At 70.4% G+C, this 21,022-nt stretch carries 17 protein-coding genes; 10 read left to right on the top strand and 7 right to left on the bottom strand.

What is annotated here, in order from left to right; genetic code table 11:
- Positions 1–128: 128 nt before the first annotated feature.
- Positions 129–935 carry a tRNA (guanosine(46)-N7)-methyltransferase TrmB gene (gene trmB / locus NM1_RS27745; protein WP_068026138.1) on the bottom strand — a complete coding sequence of 269 codons (807 nt, stop codon included), beginning with the start codon at positions 933–935 and terminating at the stop codon, positions 129–131.
- Between the two features lie 286 nt (positions 936–1,221).
- On the opposite strand from trmB, the gene NM1_RS27740 reads away from it, so the two are divergent.
- The gene (locus tag NM1_RS27740; protein ID WP_246011534.1) at positions 1,222–2,076 is read left to right on the top strand and encodes an NAD(P)H-binding protein; all 855 of its coding nucleotides are present in this window, start codon (positions 1,222–1,224) and stop codon (positions 2,074–2,076) included.
- Between the two features lie 21 nt (positions 2,077–2,097).
- Here NM1_RS27740 and NM1_RS27735 read toward each other — a convergent pair whose 3' ends face one another.
- Both NM1_RS27735 and NM1_RS27730 read right to left on the bottom strand, forming a co-directional pair.
- Positions 2,098–2,478: a hypothetical protein gene (locus NM1_RS27735; RefSeq protein ID WP_147289064.1), complete on the bottom strand. Its 381-nt coding sequence runs from the start codon at positions 2,476–2,478 to the stop codon at positions 2,098–2,100.
- Positions 2,479–2,581: 103 nt separating this feature from the next.
- On the bottom strand, positions 2,582–4,021 hold the full coding sequence (locus NM1_RS27730) for a lipase family protein (protein WP_084520124.1): 1,440 nt from the start codon (positions 4,019–4,021) through the stop codon (positions 2,582–2,584).
- A 653-nt stretch (positions 4,022–4,674) separates the two neighbouring features.
- Here NM1_RS27730 and NM1_RS27725 point away from each other — a divergent pair.
- The 6 genes from NM1_RS27725 (at position 4,675) to NM1_RS27700 (ending at position 11,617) form a co-directional block, all read left to right on the top strand.
- Positions 4,675–5,463 carry an SDR family oxidoreductase gene (locus NM1_RS27725; RefSeq protein WP_068026131.1) on the top strand — a complete coding sequence of 263 codons (789 nt, stop codon included), beginning with the start codon at positions 4,675–4,677 and terminating at the stop codon, positions 5,461–5,463.
- A gap of 117 nt (positions 5,464–5,580) precedes the next feature.
- Positions 5,581–6,720 carry a GTPase Era family protein gene (locus NM1_RS27720; protein WP_246011533.1) on the top strand — a complete coding sequence of 380 codons (1,140 nt, stop codon included), beginning with the start codon at positions 5,581–5,583 and terminating at the stop codon, positions 6,718–6,720.
- The gene (locus NM1_RS27715) at positions 6,707–8,365 is read left to right on the top strand and encodes an AAA family ATPase (protein WP_246011532.1); all 1,659 of its coding nucleotides are present in this window, start codon (positions 6,707–6,709) and stop codon (positions 8,363–8,365) included. The genes NM1_RS27720 and NM1_RS27715 overlap by 14 nt, the downstream gene beginning before the upstream one ends.
- Before the next feature lie 459 nt (positions 8,366–8,824).
- On the top strand, positions 8,825–10,657 hold the full coding sequence (locus tag NM1_RS27710; protein WP_068026124.1) for a phosphoenolpyruvate carboxykinase (GTP): 1,833 nt from the start codon (positions 8,825–8,827) through the stop codon (positions 10,655–10,657).
- Between the two features lie 270 nt (positions 10,658–10,927).
- Complete coding sequence (locus NM1_RS27705) at positions 10,928–11,131, top strand: hypothetical protein (RefSeq protein ID WP_068026121.1); 204 nt, start codon at positions 10,928–10,930, stop codon at positions 11,129–11,131.
- Between the two features lie 186 nt (positions 11,132–11,317).
- Entirely contained in the window at positions 11,318–11,617 is a 300-nt protein-coding gene (locus NM1_RS27700) for a hypothetical protein (protein WP_068026118.1), read from the top strand.
- Positions 11,618–11,625: 8 nt separating this feature from the next.
- On the opposite strand, the gene NM1_RS27695 is transcribed toward NM1_RS27700, so the two are convergent.
- Entirely contained in the window at positions 11,626–12,429 is an 804-nt protein-coding gene (locus NM1_RS27695) for a class I SAM-dependent methyltransferase (RefSeq protein WP_068026115.1), read from the bottom strand.
- Between the two features lie 582 nt (positions 12,430–13,011).
- Between NM1_RS27695 and NM1_RS27690 the strand changes: the two genes are divergently transcribed.
- Positions 13,012–14,187: a glycosyltransferase family 4 protein gene (locus tag NM1_RS27690; RefSeq protein ID WP_068026314.1), complete on the top strand. Its 1,176-nt coding sequence runs from the start codon at positions 13,012–13,014 to the stop codon at positions 14,185–14,187.
- 105 nt (positions 14,188–14,292) lie between these two features.
- Here NM1_RS27690 and NM1_RS27685 read toward each other — a convergent pair whose 3' ends face one another.
- Entirely contained in the window at positions 14,293–14,730 is a 438-nt protein-coding gene (locus tag NM1_RS27685; RefSeq protein WP_068026112.1) for a VOC family protein, read from the bottom strand.
- A 38-nt stretch (positions 14,731–14,768) separates the two neighbouring features.
- Entirely contained in the window at positions 14,769–16,823 is a 2,055-nt protein-coding gene (locus NM1_RS44190; protein WP_246011531.1) for an MmpA family trehalose lipid delivery protein, read from the bottom strand.
- Between the two features lie 242 nt (positions 16,824–17,065).
- Between NM1_RS44190 and NM1_RS27675 the strand changes: the two genes are divergently transcribed.
- Positions 17,066–18,382, top strand: a complete 1,317-nt coding sequence (locus tag NM1_RS27675) for a polysaccharide biosynthesis protein (protein ID WP_068026312.1) — start codon at positions 17,066–17,068, stop codon at positions 18,380–18,382.
- A gap of 90 nt (positions 18,383–18,472) precedes the next feature.
- Here the strand turns inward: NM1_RS27675 and pgfA are convergent, their stop codons facing one another.
- Positions 18,473–19,606, bottom strand: coding sequence for a cell envelope lipid trafficking protein PgfA (pgfA, locus tag NM1_RS27670; protein ID WP_068026105.1), 1,134 nt, complete (start codon positions 19,604–19,606; stop codon positions 18,473–18,475).
- Positions 19,607–19,952: 346 nt separating this feature from the next.
- Between pgfA and NM1_RS27665 the strand changes: the two genes are divergently transcribed.
- Entirely contained in the window at positions 19,953–21,020 is a 1,068-nt protein-coding gene (locus NM1_RS27665) for an acyltransferase family protein (RefSeq protein ID WP_157124017.1), read from the top strand.
- Positions 21,021–21,022: the final 2 nt, after the last annotated feature.

Below are 21,022 nucleotides of genomic sequence, written 5' to 3'. Positions count from 1 at the left end.
CCATGACCGTCAGGACGGCTGAGCCGATGGTTCGGTCGCTCCGCTCCCTCATGGCTGGGCCTCGCTGGCGCTCGGTCGAATCAGGACCGTCAGGACGGCTGAGCTAATGGGTCGCTCGCTGCGCTCGCTCATAATTCGATCTTCCCCCAAATGAGCTCGGTGATGGCGCTTCCGGCGCGATGCGCCTTGCTTTCGAACTTGGTGACGGGTCGATCGACGCCGATCGGGGCCGCGGTCCGCAACCGCTCCGAATCTCCGCCGGCGGCCTCGTTCAGGCCGATGAGCTGCGGTTCTCCCGCTCCCACCTCCGCAATGTGCTCGGCGTAACCGGCATGATCGGTGGCCACGTGCAACACGCCGCCGACCTTCAGGCGACTGGCGATGAGGGTCACCGTGTCCGGCTGCAGCAACCGCCGCTTGTGGTGGCGGGCCTTCGGCCAGGGATCCGGAAAGAAGACACGAACGCCCGACAGCGAATCTTTGGCAATCATGTTTTCGAGGACATCCACGGCGTCGCCCCGCAGCAGCCGGATGTTGTCGATGTGCTCGCGCTCGATGCGCTGCACCAGCTGCGCCAGGCCCGGCTGGTAGACCTCGATCCCGATCAGGTCGAACTGCGGTTCGGCCAGCGCCATCGCGGCGGTGGCCGTGCCCGTACCGCAGCCGATCTCGACGATCAGGGGCGCCCGGCGGCCGAACCAGGCCGCGGTGTCGAGCGGATCGTCGGACACCTCGCGCCCGATGCGCGGCCACGTCCGATCCCAGGACAGCTGCTGATTGGGAGTGAGGGCGCCCCGCCGGGACCGGAAACTGGTCACCCGCGGGTAGAGCCGTGAGCCATTGGAGCGCCCCGGCGCCGTCGCGGAGGCCGTGGCGGAGCCCTCGGGCCCGTCGCTCCCGGCGGTGGGGTTCGCGGCGTCGTTCACGGCGTCCATTGTCCAGTATTCGATGACATCGTATAAACCCCTGGTCAGGCTGCTGACGTGAACGCGTCGGACCCCGAGACCGGTACATTACCGGGATTTTCCGGGTTCAGGAACTCGAGGACCTCAGCGTTGTCGATCACGCTTCGAACGTACCCATTCGGATCGGCGTACCGGCGCTGGGCCAGCGATCGGTCCCCGAATCGCCCTAGTCGAGCGCTCGCCCGCCGGTGCATGCGGCCACTTCGACTGATGATTAGGGTAGCCTAACCAAAGTTAGAGGCGTAAGTTGCTGGGCGTGAACAACATTCTGGTGATGGGCGCGACCGGCAAGGTCGGCCGCCACGTGGTCGTTCGGTTGCGTGAGCTGGGGCACCCGCTGCGCGCGGTATCCCGGTCCAGTCCTGATCGCTTCGACTGGGCGGACCGGTCCACCTGGCGGCCCGCCCTGGCCGATGTCGACACGGTGTATCTGAATGTGTGGGGCGTGGTCGGGGTGGTGGATCCCGCGGAGTTCACCGCGCTGGCCGTGCGGTCGGGGGTCCGGCGGATCGTCGCGCTGTCCGGGCGGGGGGACGGCGGCGACGACTACCTGCTGAAGACTCCGTACGGGCCATGGGCGCAGGCCGTGGCGGACGGTGAGCGCGCCGCGCGCGGGAGCGGCGCGGAGTGGACGATCGTGCGGCCGTGCTGGTTCGCGCAAACCTTCGAGGAGGATCCGAAGCTGTCCGAGGTGCGTAGCGGTGAGGTGGTGATACCCGTCGGCGCCGGAACGGTGCCCTTCGTGGACGCTGCCGACATCGCCGCCGTGACCGTCGCCGCGCTCACCGAGGACGGTCACCAGGAGCAGATCTACGAGCTGTCCGGACCGCGGGCGATGACCTTCGCCGACGCGGTGGCCGAGATCGCCGAGGCCACCGGCCGGCGGATCCGTTACGTACCGGTCGAGGTGCCCGAGTACGTGCAGCACCTCGTGGACCGGGGCTACGACCGCAGCGCGGCGGAGATGCAGGCGGGCCCGTTCCAGTGGCTGCACCGCGGGAACACCGGTTTCCTCAGCGACGGGGTGCTGCGGGCCACCGGCCGGGAGCCACGTGATTTCGCCGACTATGCCCGCCGGGCGGCGGCCACCGGCGTGTGGTCGGCCGCGTGATCCGCTGTCCGGCCGCGGATCTCACCGGAAGGTTTCGTACACCCTGGTGCCGGTGGCGATTCCGAAGTGGCCGGTGGTGAACTCGAAGCAGTCGGCCCTGGGGTGGGTCTGCGTCGGGTCCATTTCGGGATGATCCCCCGCATACGCGAACCGCTGGCTCGCCTGCATGTAGGGCCCGACCGCGAGGTGCGGGGCGGTGCGCGTCACGTACACGCCGACGCAATCGACTTCCACGGTGAAGAATCCGTCGCCGCCACAGTGCGCGGAGGCGCCGGTCGTCCAGCGGTCGGTGACGCAATCCGTCGGAGCGGCCGACGCGTTACCGGCCGTGAAACCGATTGCGGCCACCGCGCCCGCGATCACCATCGACGCGCCCGCCAGGCGCCGCACTGTTGCAGTCATGCCGCCTACACATCCCCTCGGTGATCCCGGAAGTACTTCCGAACGGATTCATCGGCTCGCGCCCCGGTACGTTACTCGGACCGCGCGCCGCCGGGCACTCGATTCAGGCGGCCAGGGTCGGCGCGGGGCTCAGGACGGGTTCGGACCGCTGACGCAGCGGCAGGCCGAGTACGACTCGTGTTGCGGTGCCTGCCATTTCGAGCAGGCTTCGCCAGCGTGCCGGAGACGCCACCACAGACCGCACATCCCGCGCTGTGGTGTCGCTCACGGACGCCGCGCCGGCGGGCTTGCTCACCGGCCGACCGGCGATCCGGTCGGCGAGCCAGTCCAGGCTGAGCGGAGTGGACAGCGGTAGCAGCGAGAAATGGTCACTCCAGCGGTCGCGGATGTAGGTGACGTCGGCGCCCGTGCGGCGATACCGGTCGACCTGCGCATCGACGTGTTCCGTGTGGATGATCCGGTCGTGCAGCGGCTGCACCACCAGCACCGGGCACTGCGGCGCGGCGGTCCCCAGGCGCAGATCGTCGAACATGGCGCGCATGTCCGGATTGTCGAGGATCTCCTCGAGCGGCCGGGTCAGGTAGTCGGAGACATTGCGGCGGGCCAGCACCGGCAGCGCCAGAATCGGCGCCATTGCCGCGGCCCGATCCATCAGGCGCCGTCCGTCGGGGGTGAGGTTTTCGTCGAGGACCCGGCGCAGTGCCGGATAGAGCGGGCGCAGCGCCGCGATGACGATGGCGGGAAATCCGGCGTAGCGGCTGCCGTTGAGCCGCACGAAGACCTCGCCGGGATCGCCGACGGGCGCGCCCAGCGCGGCGCCGACGATATCGAGCTCGGGGGCGTAGGTCGGGGCCATTTCCACCAGCCAGGAACTGGCCATGCCGCCACCCGAATAGCCCCACACCGCGATCGGGGTCCGGGCGTGCAGGCCGAGCGGCGGGAATCGCAGCGCGGCGCGGACGCCGTCGAGGGCGCGATATCCGGGTTCGCGCGGGGCGCCGAAGTGGCCGTGTGGTCCCTCGTGGTCGGCGATGCTCACCGCCCAGCCGCGCCGCAGCGCGTTGGCGACCAGGAGATACTCGAGCTGGGTGATCGAACCCGGCACGAATGCGCCGCGGCGCAGGGCATAGGACGGGGCGCAGCGCTCGGAGACCGCGTCGATCGCCGACTGGAAGGCCAGCAGCGGGCGCTCGGTGGCGGGGTCCGCATCGGCCGGCAGCAGGACCGTCGTGACCGCAACCTCCGGTCGGCCGTGCAGATCGCTGCTCCGATACAACAGCTGCCAGGCGCGCACATCCTGCGGGACGACGCCCAGCAGGGCCAGTTGTACAGGGCGGCTGCGCAATACGGTGCCGGGGGCGTGCGCGGCGAACCCGGCGGGCGCACGCAGGAACGGGTCCTGCGACGGCAGCAGCGGTCGGCTGCCGACGAGGGTGTCCACCAGGCCGAGCGCCGCATTGGCCCGGCCGATGACTCCGGCCGCCCCGGTGACGCCGGATCTCCCGGCGGCGCCGACTTTCCCGATGACGTCGGTGACGGTCATCCTGCCCTCCTCACAGGTTCCCGCGGCCGCTCCCCCGGGATCCCACCCCACCGCAGCCGCGCATCGGCGTCGGCCGATCGACTCAGACTAGGTCACACGCCTTCGTACCGACACCGACTCTGGCATGAATTGTGCTGTGCCACAGTAAAAACCACGACACTGCGTAGTTGATCCCCGAGCCGCCGCGCGATCGCTCCACCTGCACCGACAAGATCGTCTCAGGTATCTGTCCGCCATCGGGCCGTCCGCTCCCGGCGTGATCGATCGCACACTCGTAACCCTTGGCTATACGGGGCACGTAGGGGTGCGAGTTCACCCTCGCGGTCCCAATTCACCTGTGGTGCAAACACAATTGCCCCCGGGGTCGGTCGAGCGCGCGGACTTTGCGCACCCCCGCGCTCGTTGCCGCACCGTGTGCAGGCACCACGAGAGTTCGTGAGCGTCCACGGTGTGCACGAGTGTGGATGCGCGGGAGCACCGTTGGCAGTGCGCTGCCTCGCATCGGCCGCTGCCTGGTTTTCGCGCACCTCGTATTCGTCCCCGCACGCGTTCCAAGCGATGGAGGGGGGTGCGTGAACGGCCAAGGGGTGCGTGCGGGCACGGACGGCCGCAAGGCGGGGGTGATTCGGGGTGGGGGCGCTTATGCTGCGCGCATGGATGGACCGGCGATTTTCATTACCGGTGCGGCGGCCGGTATCGGGCGGGCGATCGCGCTGTTGTTCGCGGCGCGGGGGTATCGCGTGGGTGCGTTCGATGTCGACGAGCCCGGCCTGGATCGGCTCGCCGCCGACATCACCGCGGCCGGGGGGACCGCGCACACCGGCACGCTGGACGTCACCGAGATCGAACAGTGGCGGGCGCGGCTGGCCGAATTCCATTCCGCCGCCGGGCGACTCGACATTCTGGTCAACAATGCCGGGATCCTGCGCGCAGGCCCGTTCCAGGACATCGATCCGGCCGCGCATCACCGCATCGTCGAGGTGAATCTCGGCGGCGTCATCGCCGGTACGCACGCGGCCTTCGAATATCTCCGCGACACACCGGGAGCGCAGGTGGTGAATCTGTGCTCGGCGTCGGCGATCTACGGACAGGCCGAGCTGGCGTCCTACGGCGCCTCCAAGGCTGCGGTGCGCAACCTCACCGAGGCGCTGGATCTGGAATGGCGGCGGCACGATATCCGGGTGCTGGCCGTCTGGCCGCTGTTCGTCGCGACCGCGATGCTGACCGGTGTGGACACCGGCTCGACGCGGTCGCTGGGCGTGCGGCTCACGGTCGACGACGTCGCCGCGGGCGTATGGGACGCGACCAGGCCGCGGCGCGGACCGCTGCGCCGCGTCCACTATTCGATCGGCACCCAGGCCAAGCTGCTGGCGGCCGCCGGAAAATACGGGCCCAACTGGGCGGTGCGCCTGGCGAATCGGGTCATCACCCGCGCCGGGTGACGCGGCGGCGGCCGGGCCCGCCGCGGCGTGCGCGCCCGTCTTCGGGAAACCTGGCGGTCGGTGCCGACAACAGGCCGTGCTTCTGACAGAATTGCGCGGCGGAAGGGGGTATCACCCGTGTCGACAGTCACCGCGTCCGGGCTCATGAACGATCACGGCGGTCCCGCACCCGAACTGGATCAACTCATCGCCACCCTGCGCGTCGGCGCGGGCAACGATCCGCGCATAGCCGACCAGCTCGTCACCGCGGCGGGGGTGTGGCGGCGTCCGCTGCGCATCCAGGTCGCGGGCCGGTCCGGCGCCGGTAAATCCACCCTGCTGCAGGCCCTGGCGCTGATGTCGGCGGTGGAGACCGAGCCGGTGGACCAACCCGGCCGCCCCGACCCCGTACTCGACGGCGACCTGGTGGTCTATGTCGTTCCGGCCTCGCTGCAGGCCGCCGATCGCCGCATGCTGGCCGAACTGCCGCGGGATCGGACGATGGTGGTGCTCAACAAGGCCGACGCGATCGGTTCCCGGTGGGGCGACGCCGTCGCGGCGGCCGAGCAGGTCGCGCACGGGCTGGGCGTTCCGGTGCTGCCACTGGTCTCCGCGCTGGCCGTGCGCACCCGCGCCGGCACCCCGAGCGACGACGACCTGCGCACGCTGCGCCGGCACGCCACCAACGCCGATCCGACCTTCACCCTGTCGCCGGAGCTGTTCACCGCACCGGCCGCCGGTCCCGACGTCGCGGAGCGGCAGGCGGTGCTCGAGCGCTGGGGCCTCTACGGGGTGTCGTGCGCGCTGACCGCCCTGCGCTACGAGCCGAATCTCGGCCCGCGGGAACTGCTGCAGCTGCTGCACGCGGTCAGCGGTATCGACCCCGTGCACGCGCTGCTGCACCGGCGCTACGAGCAGATCGGCGCCCAGCGCGGCGGCCACTTCCTCGACGAGCTGGACCGGCTGGCCGCGCGCTCGGTTCCGGGAGTGGCGCCGGGCGGCGGCGGCCGTGCCCGCGATCTGCTCGAGGACTATCTGGCCGGTGACGAGGCGCTGTGGCTGGGCCTGCAGGCCGGGCTGGCCTGCCCCGACGTCAGGCATCTGGCGACCGGATATCCGGCCCCGCAGCCGGCGGACGCCGACGACGCACTGACCCGCGCGCAACGCTGGCGCGCCGTGGTGTCCAGCGATATGTCTCCCGCGGCCCGCCGCGCCGCGGTCCGGGTCCACAACGGCTACGTCCGGATCTGGGAGCGGATGAGCAGTGCCGGATTCTGACTCCGCCGATCCCGCCCGCCCGGCGCACCCGCCGGACGGGTACCCGGCGTCGGCGGTCGGTCCCGGTTCGAGTCCCGGGCAGCCTGCCGACTTCGCGGCGGCCGTGCCCGGCGGGGGTACGCCGGACCCGGCATCCGCATCGGGTGTCGACGCGGTACCGAGCTTGCCGCCCGAGGCGGAAGCCGTTGTCGCACGGTGGAATCCGCAGGGCAGCGCGCTGCTGCGGGCGGTCCCCGGAGCCGGAGCGAAGCGAGCCGAGCCGGGCACGCCCCCGGTGATCGTCGCGCTGATCGGCCCGGGCGACGCCAACACCACGCTGCTCCGCACCGAACTGGCCCGCTTCGAGCCGCACATCGATCTCTCCGATCCGCTCACCGATCCATCCACACTGGTCGCACCGCCGCCGCTGGCGCTGCTGCTGCTCGATGCGGGCGCCACGCTCGGCGCGGCCACGCTGGACCTGGTGGCCCGGCTGCGGTCCGGCGGCACCCGAATCGTCTTCGCCATGAACGGCATCCACGCGCATCCGGACTGGCGGACCGTCTTCGACCGCAACGGGGCGCTGCTCGGTCCGGTGCTGGGTGCCGATCCGGATATCGTGCCCGTCTCGGCGCGGCTGGCGGTGGCGGCCCGCACCAACGGCGATCCGTCGCTGCTGGATCGCTCCGGTCTGGGCACCCTGCACGCGCACCTGACCGGAATGATCGGCGCCTCGGGCGGCACGGGCAGCGCGGCCGCGGTCATCGGCCGGGTGCTCGCCGACACCCGCGGGCGCATTCGCGCCCAGGTCGCCACGCTGCAATCCGGCGAATCGGTGGCCCGGCTGCGCGAGGAGCGTGCCACCCTGCTGGCCGGGCGCGACGGCGGCCGGGCGCAGGCCATGGCCGCGCTGCGCAACCGGCTGCATCTGGCCCGCGTGGATCTGCTGCACGAGGTCGGCGCCCGCATCCGCGCCCTGAACGCGACCGCTCGCACCGAGCTGGACCGGCTCGATCGCCGCGCCACCGGCGACTACCCGGAACAGTTGCAGCAGGCCGTGAATCAGCTGACCGCCGAACTCGATGTCGTGGTCGGGCAGCGGCTCGCCGAACTGGGCCGCCAGCTGGAGGCGGTCACCGGGCCCGCGCCGGGACCGGGCCCCGGGCAACTGCACACGGATCCGCCGCCGCGGCTGGGTCCCGACCCCGAACCGCGGCACCGCGGCGTCGAGGACTACCTGATGATCGCGCTCGGCACCTCCGCCGGATTCGGTCTGGGCCGCCTGGTGGTGTCGCCGCTGGCGCTGGTGCCCGCCCTGGACTACGCGACGGTCCCGGTGACCCTGCTGCTCGGCGCGGGCGTGGCGTACTGGGTGGTGCGGGCGCGCGGCCACCTCGCCGACCGCGCCCACCTGCGGCAGTGGATGTCCGATGCGCTGGTGAACGTCAAGGCACAGCTGGAGCAGCGCGTCGCGACCGCGCTGGTGGAGGCCGAATCGCGGCTCACCGACCAGGTGGTGCGGGCCAGCACCGCCCGCGTGGTGGACGCCGACCGGCGGGTCGCGGAATTGGAGAAGCAATTACGCGAGCTGTCCGCGCAGCAGCCTGCCCAATTGGCCGCCTGCGAACGCGATCTCGCCGTACTCGACGCGGCCGTCCCGGAATAGCGTCGCGTCCGCTTGTCTATCCGCATTACGAATCGGTTGTGCCGTGATCATTCCGGCCGGAAATTCCGGCGGCGCTCCGGTGTGCGATTCGACCGGATTTCGGGCCGAACGGTGTGTGACCTGTCACACGCTGCCCGAATGCCGCGTAGCTTATTAATAAGGCCCGCACCACCTATGACTCCCGGCCGGGCCCCGTTACCGATCGGTATCGGCTCGTAACGCCTCCGGTCCATGACGATTGCCGGGTATCTCGACCGGGTACCGAGTGAGCGACCCCATTCCGTACCTGGGGTCCCATCGCGTTAACCTCTTAATCAAGGAACCTGGGCATCCGCTTTCGTCCTTGTAGGCCGCCCAGCCGGGGCGTGCTTTCGGCAAGCCGGAGCGGGTACCCACCGCCAACGGTGGCTCCCCCGGTGTCGCGAGCCGCCGAGAGCCGCCCGTCTCAGGAGAGTTTTCATGACCTCAGTGACCATTCCTGGTCTTCACGGATCCGATGGCACCGCACCGACGGAGCATGCAGGGCTGCTCGCGTGGGTGCAGGAGGTCGCTGAACTAACACAGCCGGACCGCGTCGTGTGGGCCGACGGCTCCGACGAGGAGTGGGACAGGCTGACCACCCAGCTGGTGGAGGCGGGCACCTTCAAGAAGCTCAACGAGGCCAAGAAGCCGAACTCCTTCCTGGCCCTCTCCGACCCCTCCGATGTGGCGCGCGTGGAATCGCGCACCTACATCTGCTCGCGCGACGAGGCCGACGCCGGCCCGACCAACAACTGGGTCGATCCGACCGAGATGCGCAAGACCATGACCGAGCTGTACCGCGGCTCGATGAAGGGCCGCACCATGTACGTGGTGCCGTTCTGCATGGGCCCGCTCGGCGCCGCCGACCCGAAGCTGGGCGTGGAGCTCACCGATTCCGAGTATGTCGTCGTCTCCATGCGCGTGATGACCCGCATGGGCAAGGCCGCGCTCGAGAAGCTGGGCACCGACAAGCCGTTCGTGAAGGCGCTGCACTCGGTCGGCGCCCCGCTGGCCGACGGCGAGGCCGACGTCCCCTGGCCCTGTAACGACACCAAGTACATCACCCACTTCCCCGAGGACCGCGAGATCTGGTCCTACGGTTCGGGTTACGGCGGCAACGCGCTGCTGGGCAAGAAGTGCTACTCGCTGCGGATCGCGTCGGCCATGGCCCACGACGAGGGCTGGCTGGCCGAGCACATGCTGATCCTCAAGCTGATCTCGCCGGAGAACAAGAACTACTACGTCGTCGCGGCCTTCCCGAGCGCCTGCGGCAAGACCAACCTGGCGATGATCCAGCCGACGGTGCCGGGCTGGCGCGCCGAGACCCTGGGCGACGACATCGCCTGGATGCGCTTCGGTGAGGACGGCCGCCTGTACGCGGTGAACCCGGAGTTCGGCTTCTTCGGCGTCGCGCCGGGTACCAACCACAAGTCCAACCCGAACGCGATGGCCACCATCGACGCGGGCAACACCGTGTTCACCAATGTCGCCCTGACCGACGACAACGACGTCTGGTGGGAGGGCATGGAGGGCGAGCCCGATCACCTGGTCGACTGGAAGGGTAACGACTGGTTCCTCCGGGAGACCGAAACCCTTGCCGCGCACCCGAATTCGCGTTACTGCACCCCGATGTCGCAGTGCCCGACCCTGGCTCCGGAGTGGGACGATCCCCAGGGTGTGCCGATCTCGGCGATCCTGTTCGGCGGCCGCCGCAAGACCACGGTGCCGCTGGTGACCGAGTCCTTCGACTGGCAGCACGGCGTGTTCATGGGTGCCACGATGGGCTCGGAGCAGACGGCCGCGGCCGAGGGCAAGGTCGGCACGGTGCGCCGCGATCCGATGGCGATGCTGCCGTTCATGGGCTACCACGTCGGCGACTACCTGGGCCACTGGGGCAATGTCGGCAAGAACGCCGACGCGGCCAAGCTGCCGAAGATCTTCTACGTCAACTGGTTCCGTCGCGGCGAGGACGGCCGCTTCCTGTGGCCCGGCTTCGGCGAGAACTCGCGCGTGCTGGCGTGGATCGTCAACCGCATCGAGGGCAAGGCCGACGCCGAGACGACCGCGATCGGCAACGTGCCCACCGCGGCCCAGCTCGACCTGGAGGGCCTGGATGCCAACCCGGCCGACGTCGACGAGTCGCTGAAGGTCGACGTCGAGGAGTGGCGCCGGGAGATCCCGCTCATCGAGGAGTGGTTCGAGTTCATCGGCGACAAGCTGCCCACGGGCGTGCGCGACGAATTCGACGCACTCAAGCAGCGCCTGGGATAACTTCCGGCGTTCCGCGAAACGCAGCCGCCCGCACCGTCATTCGTATGGTGCGGGCGGTTTCGTTATGCGATGTTGTCATGCGTGCCGCGTCCGTTGAGCGAGGTTTCGCCGCTCTCTGCCCTATCCTGGGATGTGTTCTACGTCTCAGGACTGACCAGTTCGATTGCCGGGTATTAACTGATCGACTGCACCGATTGCTTCAGTGTTGCCCGTGGACGTAATTCGGCCGCGGCGAACCTGGGGCCGAACGTGGATAGGTGGGTGGTGGGCATGACCGATCTGAAGTTCGACGCGCTGGTTGTCCCGACGATAGCCGAGGTCCGGCTGTCGGCGCCGAGTACCCCGCTGCAGCGTGAGGCGGGCCGGTTGCAGGACGTGTTGCCGCCGGGTTGGCTGGTCGACGTCGTCGACGGCGCCCAGGCGCCGGGTGCACCGTTCGAACCGGTGTTGCGGGTCCGGATGCCGGAGAACTGACGGGCGTACCACGCGTCACGTCAGTTAACTCGAGGCATCCCCAGGTATCTCGAGTCTCGAAACCCTACCTGCCGGTTCGCTTTTCGGAGAACGCACTATTGCATTCCGACGTGTGGCGGAGCATGCTTGTAGCAATCTGCTTTGCCCGTTCGATTTTGCAAATGCAATCGCAGGGGAGTCCGAGTCATGGCGGTGCAAGTGGTCGGCCGGTCGTTGATGACCAGCGACCAAACCCCACATCAGGCGAGGTGTGTAGGCCAAGGGGGCTGGGTTGTCTCCTTCCTGCCCGGTCGCACCCTCACGCTCGAGCAAGCGGCCGCGGCGCTACAGGCCGCCGAGGCGGTCACCACGGTGCGGGCCCTGGCCGATCGGGTGGGGCTGACCCCACTGGAGACGGTCGGGCTGGCAATGCAGGAGCCACCCTGGAGCGAACCGACCCACACCGGTACCGGCAGGTTCTGGCGTCGCGGCAGTCTGGACCGCTAGCAGCGGTGCTAGATCTTTGCCGCCACCACGACCAAATTGCTGACCAGTAGTTCCCGCAGGCCGGGCACCCGGACCAGCCACCACGCCCAGCGCGGGTGGTAGCGGGGGAAGACGGCCATGATCCGCGCCCGTCCCCGCACCCGCTCGGCCCAGTCCATGCCGTCGGCGGCCCGCACCTCGAACAGCGAGCTGCCGAAGCGGTTCTTCGGCTCGCGGCCGAACCGGCGCCGGTAGCGGCGGGCGGCGTACTCGCCGCCGAGGTAGTGCCAGGGGCCGGTCTCGTGCCCGCCGAACGGGCCCAGCCACACCGTGTAGGACAGCATCATCAGCCCGCCCGGCCTGGTCACGCGCAGCATCTCCTCGGCCATCAGCCACGGGTGCGGCACATGTTCGGCCACATTGGAGGACAGGCAGATATCCACGGAGCCGTCGCGGAACGGCAACGCCATCCCGGAGCCCCGGACCGCGCCCGAGACGGTCAGCCCGGCGGCGTGCATTTCGCTCGGGTCGGGTTCGACGGGGAGATAGCGGGCGCCGGCGGCGGTGAACTCGTCGGCGAAGTAGCCCGGCCCGCCGCCCACGTCCAGCACCGTGGTGCCGGTGAGATCGCGGCCGGTGAGGTCGCGGTAGAAGTCGCCGATCAGCTCCGCCGTATCGGTGGCGAGGCCGCCGTAGAACACCGCGGGATCGGTCTGCTCGAAGCGGAAGCTGCCCAGCAGCCGCAGCGATCGGCGCAGGGTGGCCCGCCGGGCGAAGCGGGCCCGCGGCCCGGATCCACCGGCCCGAAGCAGTGCCTGGTTGTGATTAAGCATGCTGCCGCTTCCGCTCCCGTCCTCGCGCCGCGGCCCTGACCGCTCATGCACAGCGCCCCAGTTTCGCACAGCAACACGGGAGCCACCCGCCGCGCCCGCTCCGAGCCTGGGAACCCGTGCCGAGCAGCCGTCTGCGGTGGGCACCGATCCCGGCCGAGAGAGTGCCGGGATGTGGAGGGGGCGTGCCGGGAATCGGAGGGGCGAGCGTGCCGGGATGTGGCGGGGCAAGTGTGCCGGGATGTGGAGGGGCGAGCGTGCAGGGATGCGGAGGGGCGAGCGTGCCGGGATGCGGAGGGGCGAGCGTGCCGGGATGCGGAGGGGCAAGCGTGCCGGGATGCGGAGGGGCGAGCGTGCCGGGATGCGGAGGGGGCGAGCGTGCCGGGATGTAGAGGGGCGAGCGTGCCGGGAATCGGCCGCGGTTCGCCGGGCGGTCGGACAGGCTGCCGATCAGGCGGTCTGCGGACGTGACCTATATGGTGGAGCGCATTGTCAGTCGCCCGACCGAGTACGACCTGGAGATCTGCTGTGCCCGAAACCGGCCCTCGCGAACTCTCTACGGTCACGCAGGCCGCCGCCGGGGAGTTGCGGGAGGTGCTGCTGCTGTGCTGGCGCGACACCGGGCATCCGCAGGGTGGCGGTAGTGAGCGGTATCTGGAGCAGGTCGGGGCGCAGCTGGCCGCCCGCGGAGTCCGGGTGACGCTGCGGACGGCGCACTATCCCGGTGCCCCGCGCCGCGAGCGGATCGATGGCATCGACATCAGCCGGGGCGGCGGGCGCTACACCGTGTACCCGCGGGCGCTGGCGGCGATGGTGTGCGGGCGGCTCGGTTTCGGCCCGCTGCGCGGGTTGCGGCCGGACGCCGTGATCGATACCCAGAACGGCATCCCCTTCTTCGCCCGCGCCGTGAGCCGAGCCCCGTCGGTGCTGCTGGTGCATCACGGGCATCGCGAGCAGTGGCCGGTCGCCGGGCGCCTGGTGGGGCGGATCGGCTGGTGGATCGAATCGTGGCTGTCCCCGCGCCTGCATCGGCGCGATCAGTACCTCACGGTCTCGCTGCCGTCCGCCGAGGAGCTCGCCGCGCTCGGTGTGGACCGTGACCGAATCGCCGTGGTGCGCAACGGTGCCGAGCCGATCCCGCGGCAGGCGCCGACCGGGGCCGCGCAGACCCGCACGGCCCACCCGAGCATCGTGGTGCTGTCTCGCCTGGTGCCGCACAAGCAGATCGAGGATGCGATCGCCGTCGCCGCCGAACTGCGCCCGCGCATTCCGGAACTGCGGCTGGATGTGGTCGGTGACGGCTGGTGGGCCGAAAATCTGAAAAACCGTGCGCGCGGGCTCGGTATCGCCGACGCGGTGACCTTTCACGGCCACGTGGACGAGTGCCGCAAACACGAATTGCTGTCCCGCGCTTGGGTACACGTGCTGCCGTCCCGTAAGGAGGGCTGGGGGCTGGCGGTGATCGAGGCGGCCCAGCACGGCGTCCCCACCGTCGGCTATCGCAGTTCCCGCGGCCTCACCGATTCCGTGGTCGACGGGGTCACGGGGATGCTGGTCGACGACGCCGCCCAGCTGTCGGAGGTGGTCGGGGAGCTGCTCGCGACGGCCGAGGCCCGCACCGTCATGGGCGAGAAGGCCCGCATCCGGGCCCGCGAATTCTCCTGGGAGCAAACGGGGAACGGGGTGTACGAGGTGCTGTCGGCGGCGATGCGCGGGGAGTATGTCGAGGGCCTGGTCGCCGGTCCCGCCGAACGGGAGTAATAGCCCGGGGCCTTTCCCGGTGGTTCCGCGCTGCGTGCTCGCGGCTACATCTCGCGGATGCCCAGCTCTCGCCCGGGCGCGGCGTGCTCCTTCGGTTCCGCGCCCTCAGAGTTCGTTGCTGTCCGGCGGGACGACGAAGATGCAGAACGGGTGCCCTGCCGGGTCCGCGTAGACGTACAGCGGCTCCACGGGGTCGTCGAAGCGGTCGTAGAGCATGGTGGCGCCCAGGCCGAGCGCCCGCTCGTGCTGAGCGAGCAGTTCCGCCGTGTCCGGCACGCTCAGATCCAGGTGCAGCTGTTGTGGCACATCCGGTTTCGGCCAGGTCGGCCGGGGCAGCTCGGGCACCCCCTGAAAGGCCAGCCGCGCCCGGCCGTTCGGTGCCAGGAGCACCAGCCAGTCCGAGGCGTCGGGCTCGCCCGCGGGCGGGGGCTCGTCGCCGGGGCGGTATTCGTATCCCAGCAGCCGCCGGTAGAACTCGGCCAGACCGCGCGGATCGGTGGCGTCGAAGACCGTCGAGCGCAGGGTGGGGAAGCTCTCTGCCATGGGCCCATCATGGCGTATCGCGACTGCCGGGGAACGGACTACCGGACCGCCCGCCCGGCGAGCGCGCGGCGGCGCAGGGCCCGGTCGGCGAGCAGGCCCGCCGGTCCGGCGAGGAGCAACAGCGCCCAGAGCAGGTGGGCGGTGATCGCGAGCAGGCGGTGCGTCTCCGAAGCATTCGCGCGCGGTTCGATCGGGCCGGGCACGCGGTACAGGGCGAGTTCGGTGTCGGTGTACTCCGGAACCAGTTGGGCGAGCGTGGTTTTCGAATCACCCAGCGGGCCCGGGGTGGTGCGCTCGATCAGTACCCAGCCGATCCCCTGCGCCGCGAGATCGGACGCGGTGCCGCCGCGCAGCAACAGCTGCTCGACCGCGCGGGCGCGGGCGCCCTCTCCATTGACCGTGCGGCCGCGGACCGGGAGCTCGCCGGTCTGCAGCACATCGCGGGGGAGCATGCGCGGCGCCGGGTCGAGCACGGCGGCGCGGCCGCTGTAGGGAAACTTGCGGAACATGCCGCCGGGGAGCACCGCGACGTCACCCGGGCCGTCGACCAGTACGGCGACGCGCTGCCAGGCGGGCGGATAGCGCACCGGCCGGAGCTCGCCACCGACGCCCCAGGCCAGATCGGGCAGCGTGCAGATCAGCAGCGCTATGAAAAGCGTTGCGGTCAACGGTGTTCCGCTCGTCGAACCCGTGTGCTTGCGGCCCGCGGTGGCGATCGCCCGGCACCCGGCGGCCGCGCACAGCGCGAAGGCGGGCATTGCCAGGGCGACGTACTTCTGGGTGTCGCGGAGCAGCCCGGCGCCCGGCACCCGGGTGACGAGGAATTCGCCGATGTGCACGCCCCAGGCGGTCGCGCCCAGTGCGGGCAGCACGATCGCCACGGCGGCCACCACCAGCAGTGCCCGGCGGGTGTGCCGCGTGGATGCCGCACCGGCCCCGGCGATCTGCCGCAGGCCCGCCGCCACCAGCGCGAGCAGCACCGCGGTGCCCGCCACCGCGATCAGCGTGGTGCGCGAGCCCGGCACCGCGTCCGCATTCCAGATCCCGCCCAGCCCGGCGAGGCTCCCCAGCGTCGCCAGTCCCGGCTCGGCCCGCGCCGCGAACGCCGCGACCCCCGCCGGATCCGACGGCTCCGCACCCGCCCCGGACAGCGCGGTGGCCATCAGCCACGGCGCCGAGGCCGCACACCAGAGCACCAGTGCCCCAGGGATATTCCGCCGGCCGACCACCACCAGCGCAATACACCCCGCCAGCAACGCCCCGGTGGGAGTCAACCCGGCCGCGGCGAGACAGCCCGCCAGCATTGCCCACGCACACACCGCCGACCCGGCGTACCCGTGTCGCTGAGCACGGCCGGTGCTCGCCCGGCTGTACTCGGGCATCCTTCGGGCGTCGTCCGGTCGACGGTCTGATGCCTCGGCCGATCCGGCACCGCCATGGTCCGCTGTCTCGGCCCGGCCGTTCGGCGTCCCCGCCCCAGACCGCGTGCCTGTCCTCGATGGCGTGCCCGTATCCTCGTCGGCTTCGCTTGTCCGGCAGGGGGAATCGTCTGGCGCAGCATCGGCATGCCGTGCAGGGACTCGTGCACTCGCGCCAGGACGTCGCGCCCGCCTGGCCCTCCGGCGAATGTGGTGGGCCGCCAATACCGTCCAGGGCAAGGCGGCGTATCCGGTCAGTAGGCTCCAATGTCCTTGCAGCAGGCGCTCGGCCACGTACGGGTTCCAGACCGCGACGGTCGCCGCGAGCAACTGGGGAGCGGTCGATGCCCGCAGCAGCCGCCGTGCCAGTTCGGCGGCGCCCCAGCCCGCCGCCCACAGCGCCAGCACCAGAATCGCCTTCACGACGATCCCGCCGTCGACGACAGTCGAGACCGCGGCCAGCAGCGCGTCCTGCGGAACGGCCCGGGGCGCCGCATCACCCAGCCCGAGCGCCGAATCGGTGAGATAGGACCGCGGCGTACTCACCGCATCCCGCAGCAGCAGGTATCCGGGCCGGAGCAGCGGGCCGACCACGATCAGCGCCAGCACCAGGCTGTAGCCGACCGGCACGAACCGCCCCCACCGCCCGCTACCCGCCCGACCACCCTCGACCACGCTCAGCCACCCTACGTGCCCCGCTCCCCGTGCATATGCCGGCCTGATCCGAGATGTCCCCGACGGGATATCGACGGCGGAGCATCCCGCTCTGCCCACGGGCAAAGGTTCGAGCTGATCCATGCAGGTGACGGTGCAGCCGATCGAGCGAATCCGCGTGGAGTGCTGCCGGGCGACTGGTGCGTTCGCCGGTTCTGTCGGGCACTGTGCCGGGGTGGCGGGGCGGATGGCAGCATGACGGGGTGTCTGCCCTTGGTCGCCTGCCTGTCGTCGCCGATTTGACGCTGGTGACGGCGGGGGCCATGACGGCCAATGTCGCCGGATATCTGTTGCAGCTGCTGGCCGGGCGGTGGCTCGGGGTGGCGGGGTACAGCGAATTCGCGAGCCTGCTGGCGGTGCAGCTGCTGTGTGCGGTCCCGGCGCTGGCCTTGCAGAACGTGGTCGCGCGGGAGCTGGTGCGGGGTGCGTCCATCGCCGCCGTGCGTCGGCTGGGATGGCGGTGCGCGGCGATCGTGGCGGTGGCGGCGGTCGTGTTCGTCCCGGCGGTGTCGGTGGTGCTGCACGTGAGCGCGGTCGCGGCCGCCGGTGCGATGCTGGCGGCACCGGCGCTGGTCCTGCTGTCGGGGGAGCAGGGCGTGCTGCAGGGCGGTCGCCGATTCCGTTCCCTCGCACTGGTTCTGGGCGGCGCGGGTGTCGCTCGCGTCACCCCGGCCCTGATCGTGCTCGCGGTGGGCGGCGGCTCGGCCGTCGCGCTGTGGGCCACCGCGGCGGGCCTGTCCGCCGCCGCATTCGGAGCCCGCCGCGTCGCCGGCAACTCTCCACCCGCCGATCTGCCCGGCGCGACGACCACGGCGGGCGACAGCTCCGGCCCCGATCGTCCCCGGCAGCCTTCCAGCCCAGCCGCACCCCCTGCACATCCCCGCACTCCTTTCGAGCCCGGGAAACGCGTGCGGGAACAAGCAGGGAGTGCGGCTGTGGGGGTGCTGCCGGTATTGCGGGCGGCGCAGGTGCAGGCGGTGTTGATGGCGTTGTCCTCGGCCGACCTGATCGTGGCGCGGATCGTGCTCGACGACGCCGACGCCAGCCGTTATGCGCTCGGCGCCATTGCGACCAAGATCGCCTTCTGGCTGCCGCAGGCGGTCGGGGTGGTGCTGTATCCGCGGATGGCGCAGCCACAGCATTCCGCGCGAGCGGTTCGTGACGCGCTCGGCGTGCTGTCGGCGATCGGAGTCGTCGCGGTGGCCGGTGCGGCGGTCTGTGCCCCGCTGGCCCCGCTGTTCGCCGGCCAGGACTACGCCCCGATCGAGGGATGGCTGTGGCTGTTCGCGCTCGACGGCGCCCTGCTCGCCCTCCTGCAGGGCGCCCTGCTGTCGGCGATCGCGGTGGATCGCACTGCGCCCGCGGCGGTTACGTGGGCGGCGCTGGCGGTGGAGGTCGTGGTCATGCTGGTCTTCGCGCGTTCATTGCCCGCACTGATCGGGACGGCAACCATCGTTGCGGCGACCGCCACCGCGGCGATGGTCGCGGTCGTTCTCCGCGCGACTCGGCAACGGCACTGAACGACAGTCCGATATGCGGCTGAACCAGCCCGGAAACGCAAGTGGCTCCCCGGCATTCGTGCCGGGGAGCCACTGACGAACTCGAAAAGCCTACGGCTGCTTGCCGATATTGATCTGCTGCGTCGGGGAGTCGTCCGCGCCGGGCTGCGGCTCGTTCGGCGACGGGTCGCGACGCTTCACCAGGCGACCGGCCGGACCGGAACCGTCACCGCCGCGCAGACCCAGGAACAGCCCGATGATCAGCGAGATCACGCCGAGCACGGCGAAGACGATCGGCAGGATCCGGCTGTACAGCGACAGCTCGTCGGTGTACTTCTTCGCCTCGGCGATCTGCGAATTCACCGTGTTGTCGTCGAACACCAGGGTCGACTTCAGCGCGGTGACCTCCGGCTCGCCGGTGCGCGAGTAGAACATGTGGAGCTGCTCGGCGCCCTTGATGACGGTGCCGGTCTCCGGCTCCACCCACACGTCGCGCACGTCGCTGTAGTAGCGGTCCATCGTGACGGTGGCGTCGCCGCCCTCGACGCCCCACTTGCTGGCCGGCAGGGCCAGCTTGTTGGTGGGCGAGTTGTACGCCTTCGCCAGGTTGGTGACCGGGACCTGCTGCTGGAAGTGGTAGACCTTCAGGTCGTTGATCTCGGTCTCCTCGACGAAGTTCATGTCGAAGGACTTGCGCGCGTTGGTGTCGAAGTAGGGATAGGTCTTCTTCTCGGTGCCGATCGGGAACCGGTACTGCAGGCCGGTGTGCTGCACCGGCTCGGCGACGCTCTCACCCTTGGTGTTGACCGTGGACGCGATGGACCCGTTCGGGTCGGTGTCGACCGGCATGCCGTCCTTGCGGTCGATGGTCACCCGGTCGATGGTGGCGGTCAGCAGGCCGGTGTCGCCCTGCTTGTCGATATTGCGCAGCGTCTGCCCGGCCTGGATGGTCATGTCGTTCTTGTCCGACGGATCCTCGACGGTGAGGAAGCGCTGCGAGAGCAGCCGGACGTTCTTGTCGACCTTCGCGGGGCCGTCACCGCTCGTGAGGGACTTGGAGTCGAGTACCTCACTGGGTGCGTCCGGCTTGTTCTTGGCGATCGTGGTGATCTCGAGGTCGAGGGGAGTCTTGGCCAGCTGGCCGACCGCGTATGTCGGGACCAGCACTGCTGCCACGATCAGCAGCGCACCGAGGCCCACGAGCAGGCACGCCACCGTCCTCTTGGTTCCGGCACTGAGTGCCATGCAAACTCTCCTCGTCGTCGAACAGGCCGTTCCGGGGTGAACACTACGGTCACAGCGCAGTATTCGTGAGCCCCGACACTAACAGTCCCTGTGGTATGCATGCCGAGCTGAGGCCGGAAACATTCGGAATCCGATGCGGGACTGCCGACCGCAGGGCGGAAGCGGCAGACTGGAGCCCGATGAAAGCGCCCGTGACACCCCATGCCGAGCAGATCGCCGCCTCGGGCGGGACGGCGGCAGCGCCTGCCGAACAGCGGCCCGCGGCGGCCGGGGATGCGGCGGCGACCGCCCCGTCCGGCGGATCGGCGGCCCCGGCCGGAGGGCGTTCGTTCCGGCGCTGGAGGGTATGCGCGGGCTGGCCGCGCTCGGGGTGGTGGTGACCCACGTGGCCTTCCAGACCGGCGCGACCGGCATGCCGGTGGTGGGCCGGGTGTGGGGGCGATTCGATATGGCGGTCGCCGTGTTCTTCGGGCTGTCGGGCTTCCTGCTGTGGCGGCCGCACGCCGCGGCCGCGCGGGGCCTCGGCGTGGCACCGCCCGCGGGTCGTTACCTGCTCCACCGCGCGGCCCGCATTCTCCCCGCGTACTGGGTCGTGGTGTGCGCGGTGCTGATTCTCCTGCCGTCGGCGGCGCATTCGGCCGGGCTGCGGGTGTGGGGGGCGAATCTGGCGCTGCTGCAGGTATTCGTGCCGTTGACCTTGACCGACGGGCTGACACAGATGTGGAGCCTGTCGGTGGAGGTGGCCTTCTACCTCGTGCTGCCGCTGCTGGCGCTGGCGGCGGTGCGGCTGCGCGGCACCGCGGCCCGGTGGCGCGCGCCGGTGGTGCTGGCGCTCGGGGTGGTGAGTCTGGGCTGGAACTTCCTCCCGGTGCCGACGCCCGACGCGATCAACGCCGACAACTGGCTGCCCGGATATCTGCCGTGGTTCGTCGCGGGCATGCTGCTGGCCGAGCTTGTGGAGGGCGGTGCGGGCGCGGGTTCGACGTGGCGGCGGATCGCCGGAAACCCCTGGGCCATCTGGCCTGTCGCGCTGATCGTGTTCCTGCTGTCGGCCACCGATCTCGCGGGCCCGGCCGGTCTCACCCGGGGAGTTCCGTGGCAGTACGCGATGAAGATGGGACTGGGTGCCGTCATCGGTTTCGCGCTGCTGGCGCCGCTGGTACTCGGCGACCGGCCACACCGCTGGCTGGAGAGCCGGGTGGCCGCGACGATCGGGCGCTGGTCCTACGGCATCTTCATCTGGCATCTCGCCGTGCTGGCCATGGTGTTCCCGGTGTTCGGGATCGTGCCCTTCCAGCGCAGCTTCGTGCCGGTACTGGTGCTCACCGTCGCCTTCACCTTGCCGCTGGCGGCCGCCAGCTACGCACTCGTCGAAGAACCTGTGCGCCACTGGGTTCGGCGTCGCTTCGGCTGATC

Source organism: Nocardia mexicana NBRC 108244, from assembly GCF_001613165.1.
Lineage (GTDB): Bacteria > Actinomycetota > Actinomycetes > Mycobacteriales > Mycobacteriaceae > Nocardia > Nocardia mexicana.
Note: the sequence above shows the minus strand (reverse complement) of the source record. Positions and strands in the feature narration are given on the sequence as shown.

Coding starts and splice junctions, on each gene's coding strand:
- pgfA (WP_068026105.1), bottom strand. CDS start 19,606: ATGGCACTCAGTGCCGGAACCAAGAGGACGGTGGCGTGCCTGCTCGTG.
- NM1_RS27725 (WP_068026131.1), top strand. CDS start 4,675: ATGGATGGACCGGCGATTTTCATTACCGGTGCGGCGGCCGGTATCGGG.
- NM1_RS27665 (WP_157124017.1), top strand. CDS start 19,953: ATGCGCGGGCTGGCCGCGCTCGGGGTGGTGGTGACCCACGTGGCCTTC.
- NM1_RS27710 (WP_068026124.1), top strand. CDS start 8,825: ATGACCTCAGTGACCATTCCTGGTCTTCACGGATCCGATGGCACCGCA.
- trmB (WP_068026138.1), bottom strand. CDS start 935: ATGGACGCCGTGAACGACGCCGCGAACCCCACCGCCGGGAGCGACGGG.
- NM1_RS27700 (WP_068026118.1), top strand. CDS start 11,318: ATGGCGGTGCAAGTGGTCGGCCGGTCGTTGATGACCAGCGACCAAACC.
- NM1_RS27685 (WP_068026112.1), bottom strand. CDS start 14,730: ATGGCAGAGAGCTTCCCCACCCTGCGCTCGACGGTCTTCGACGCCACC.
- NM1_RS27695 (WP_068026115.1), bottom strand. CDS start 12,429: ATGCTTAATCACAACCAGGCACTGCTTCGGGCCGGTGGATCCGGGCCG.
- NM1_RS27705 (WP_068026121.1), top strand. CDS start 10,928: ATGACCGATCTGAAGTTCGACGCGCTGGTTGTCCCGACGATAGCCGAG.
- NM1_RS27735 (WP_147289064.1), bottom strand. CDS start 2,478: ATGACTGCAACAGTGCGGCGCCTGGCGGGCGCGTCGATGGTGATCGCG.
- NM1_RS27730 (WP_084520124.1), bottom strand. CDS start 4,021: ATGACCGTCACCGACGTCATCGGGAAAGTCGGCGCCGCCGGGAGATCC.